1 protein-coding gene is annotated in these 260 nt (G+C 75.8%); it reads left to right on the top strand.

The window, feature by feature from the left end:
* Nucleotides 1-260: AMP-binding protein (locus tag OO47_RS33100; protein WP_033211247.1), on the top strand; the 260-nt coding region annotated here is incomplete at both ends.

The following is a 260-nucleotide window of genomic DNA, read 5'->3' as shown; positions in this document are numbered from 1 at the left end:
CGGGGGGCTCCGTCTCGTACGCCGAACTGGTCTCCCTGGCCTCGGCGGTGAGCCGCCGTCTGACCGCCGCCGGGGTCCGTCCCGGCGCTCGGGTGGCGATGCTCTGCGAGCCCGGCATCCCCTTCGTCACCGGCATCCTCGGCGTCCTCGGCGCCGGAGCCGCCTGGGTCCCCCTCGACCTACGCGCACCCCTGACCCGCACCGCCTCCCTCCTGGACGACTCCCGACCCGACGCCCTGTACGTCGGACCGGGACTGGGC

This window comes from Streptomyces bikiniensis, from assembly GCF_000716625.1.
GTDB lineage: Bacteria > Actinomycetota > Actinomycetes > Streptomycetales > Streptomycetaceae > Streptomyces > Streptomyces bikiniensis.
Note: the sequence above shows the minus strand (reverse complement) of the source record. Positions and strands in the feature narration are given on the sequence as shown.